The organism is Bradyrhizobium retamae (assembly GCF_001440415.1).
Classification (GTDB): Bacteria; Pseudomonadota; Alphaproteobacteria; order Rhizobiales; family Xanthobacteraceae; genus Bradyrhizobium; species Bradyrhizobium retamae.
Genome location: NZ_LLYA01000065.1, coordinates 1 through 3,301 on the forward strand (window position 1 = coordinate 1; position 3,301 = coordinate 3,301).

Here is a 3,301-nt window from a genome sequence, read left to right on the forward strand (position 1 = left end):
TCGGACACCCACCACGACGAAGAGCCAGTTGTCAGGTCAAGTGCATACTTTTACATGTGCTGCGACGAGAAGCCGGGAATCCAGGCCATCGCAACGACGGCGCCAGATTTGCCGCCCAAGCCTGGCGTCCACGCCACCTTTGCGCGCGATCATGAATACAAACGCCATGGCACGCTCAGCCTGTTGGCTGGGATTGATCTGCTCACCGGCAAGGTCCACGCCCTTGTCAAAGATCGCCACCGCAGTCGAGAGTTCGTCGAACTCCTCAGGCTTATCGATGCCGCCTATCCGCCGAACACTGCGATCAAATTGATCCTCGACAATCATTCCGCGCACATCTCGCGAGAAACCAGAGCCTGGCTCGCCACTCGACCAAGCGGGCGCTTCGAGCTCACCTTCACGCCCAAGCACGGCTCATGGCTCAATCTCATCGAGGGATTCTTCTCCAAGTTCGCCCGTTCAGTCCTGCGCCATATCCGGGTGGCCTCAAAACACGAACTCAAGGAGCGCATCATGGCTGGTATCGACGACGTCAATCGCCATCCGGTCGTCCACACATGGTCCTACAAACTCGCCGACGTCGCCTGATATGATTCGAACCAAGAAAACGCTGACCTAGGCTTATCCCCTCAACGACCATGCGCCCAGCCACCTCAAAGTCGGAAGTATATCGCTGTTTCGAAGCTGCCCCAATTGCCGCTGAGCCGCAGCAGATTTGCTCGGTAGGATTTTCAACGGTGAGTTGTTTGTAAGCCCCTGGGACTTCGACTCAGTAGCGCCTGCCCATCGAACTGCCAGGGACTCGTCACGTGAATCTGAACTTCATCACACAAAGCCCGCTGGATTTTGTACAGAAGTGCTAACCTGGATGACCGTCAATCCTTGCTCGGATCCTCAATTGGAACGGCAAAGCCCGCCTTTACACGGTCCAATATCACCATAGTCCTGAAGCTCTTGATGTCCGAGTTCTCGTAAAAAAATTTCTGGGTGAACCGATCATAATCTTCCATACTTCGCGCGGTAACGTAGAGAACAAAGTCAGGTTCGCCAGTGACGGAACAGCCGTTGACGATTTCAGCTGACGATTTGATGGCCTTCTTGAACCTGTCGATTGTATCTGGACTATCCCGTTCCAGATTCACAAGCACGAGCATTTGAATAGGTCTTCCTACCGCCTTCGGCGAAACGACTGAGACATCGCCTTCGATGATGCCCTCCGAACGGAGCCTCTTCAGCCGTCGCTGACACGCGGTCGCGGAAAGCCCCGCCATCTCACCGATTACGTCGGAGGTTAGACGGTTGTTCTTCTGGACAATTTCGAGAATGCGGGCGTCTATTCGATCGTATTGCATTTGGGCTCCCCTCCCCGTAAATTTCATCACAAAACGGCCGCTCGATGCAGGAAAATATCCGAATGACGGCAAAGTGTGACGTAAATCCGTTTGTGACATTATCCTGAACGCCTAGCGCATTCAACAAATGACCGCGTGAAAACTTTCATTCGCATCCTCGCGACGGCCCGTGGTGGATCGGTTGGCTACCTGCGTTTAGACGAGCATAAGACGCTCTGCGGACGTCAGTTCCAGGGCAGGAGTCTTTGTATGTTTAGCGGGTGATCCGGCCGGCGGCCAACACACGTTGGCGATAATTTTTGGATCTACGCTGAGCCTGGCGGCCGCGACGGGTGCCATAGAGATAGTCACGGTGCGTCGCCCGTCTTCATCAGAGCCGGCGAAGGTCCTATCTATTCTTCTACGGAGACCGCCTGTAGCGTTAGCGTGTAGGTCACCCCGCATAGCGGGCGGTGTTTGATTGTCAGAGAATCTCCCGGTGATTTGTTCCCAGGAGATCATATGAGCGAACGTAAGCGGCAAGCTGATGCCGTCAGGCGGCGTGGTTCCATGGCATAAGCGCGTCGATTTGGCTGCTCGGCCAGCCGTTGGCGATACGCTGAAGCGTTAGGGTGAGCCAGGCGAACGGATCGACGTTGTTCATCTTCGCCGTCTGCAGCAGCGTTGCGATGGTCGCCCAGGTTCGTTCGCCGCCGTCGCTGCCAGCGAAGAGGCTATTCTTTCTCGTAATTGTTTGTGGCCTGATGGCGCGTTCGACGATGTTGGAGTCGAGCTCGATGCGACCATCGGTCAGGAAGCGTTCGAAGATGGCACGGCGCGAGACGGCATAGTTTTGATTTGCCGGAGATCCGCCGCAAGGTCTGCTGCCAGAGATCGAAGAGATCTGCGACGACCGCTGCGGAGGCTTGCTGGCGCGCGGCAACGCGTGCGTCGGGGTTTTGACCGCGCACGGCCTTCTCGATCTGCCAGAGCTTTGCCATCCGCTCGACCGTCGTCGTTGCCACTCTCGAGCTCCCTGCAACATGCAGCTCGTAGAACTTGCGCCTGCTATGTGACCAGCAGCCAGCCAATGTGACGCCATCATTGCCGCGATAGGGTCGCGCCAACTTGTTATAGGCGGCATAGCCATCCACTTGCAGGATGCCGCGAGGCATAGGCCCATAAATAGGCCGTCTTCGTCGATCCGGAGCCGGGGAGCGAGCGTCGGCAAGGTGGTTTCGTCGGCAAAGACCCGTTCGGCCTTCTTGACCTCGCTGAAGATGTAGTCGGCCACGATCTCCAGCTCGAAGCCGAGCTTGCCCATCCATTGCGCCATCAGCTGGCGGTCGAGTTCGACTTTGTCGCGGGCGTAGATCGCCTCCTGCCGGTAGAGCGGCTGGCCATCGGCATATTTGGAGACGGCGATCTGGGCCAGAAGCGCTTCCGTTGGAATGCCTCCTTCAATGATATGGGCCGGGGCCGGCGCCTGGATTACGCCGTCCGCGTTCTTGAAGGCATACTTGGGACGGCGCGTGACGATCACACGGAACTTGGCCGGCACCACATCCAGACGCTCCGACACGTCCTCGCCGATCAGCACCTTCTGCTTGCCGGCATGCTCAGCAAGATCTTCCGGCTCAATGACGGTTTCGATCCGTTCCAGATGGGGCGCAAAGCCCTTGCGCCGACGCGGTGCACGCTTGCCATCCGCTTGCTCACGGCCCCTGCTGACCTGAGCTTTGATTGCAGCGATGCCGGTCTCGATCTCCTCGAAGACAAAGGCCTGCTGTTCATCGTCGCCGTTCGCAGCGCCGAACTTTTCCGATCGTCGGCCGAACCGGGCGCGGTCGACGGCCTTCAGGATCTGCGTCAGCCGCTCGATGCGCGCATCGGCATCGGCGTTGCGGGCCCTGAGTGCGCATTCCAGGGATGGTGATCAGGTGTTCCAGGCGATGGTGATCACGGATTCC

At 57.7% G+C, this 3,301-nt stretch carries 2 protein-coding genes and 1 pseudogene; 1 reads left to right on the forward strand and 2 read right to left on the reverse strand.

Features of this window, described 5'->3' with window-relative positions; translation table 11 throughout:
- On the forward strand, positions 1 to 588 hold a 588-nt coding region (locus tag CQ13_RS09315; RefSeq protein ID WP_245309113.1), incomplete at its 5' end, for an IS630 family transposase.
- Positions 589 to 875: 287 nt separating this feature from the next.
- On the opposite strand, the gene CQ13_RS09320 is transcribed toward CQ13_RS09315, so the two are convergent.
- Together CQ13_RS09320 and CQ13_RS09325 are read right to left on the reverse strand one after the other, a co-directional pair.
- Positions 876 to 1,352 (reverse strand): Lrp/AsnC family transcriptional regulator, encoded by a 477-nt coding sequence (locus CQ13_RS09320; RefSeq protein ID WP_057842682.1) that lies wholly within the window; start codon positions 1,350 to 1,352, stop codon positions 876 to 878.
- A 532-nt stretch (positions 1,353 to 1,884) separates the two neighbouring features.
- Positions 1,885 to 3,258, reverse strand: a pseudogene (locus CQ13_RS09325) (IS66 family transposase).
- Positions 3,259 to 3,301 lie beyond the last annotated feature (43 nt).

Bases quoted from the DNA above. Each gene is read 5' to 3' on its own strand.
- CQ13_RS09320 (WP_057842682.1), bottom strand. From the start codon at position 1,352: ATGCAATACGATCGAATAGACGCCCGCATTCTCGAAATTGTCCAGAAG.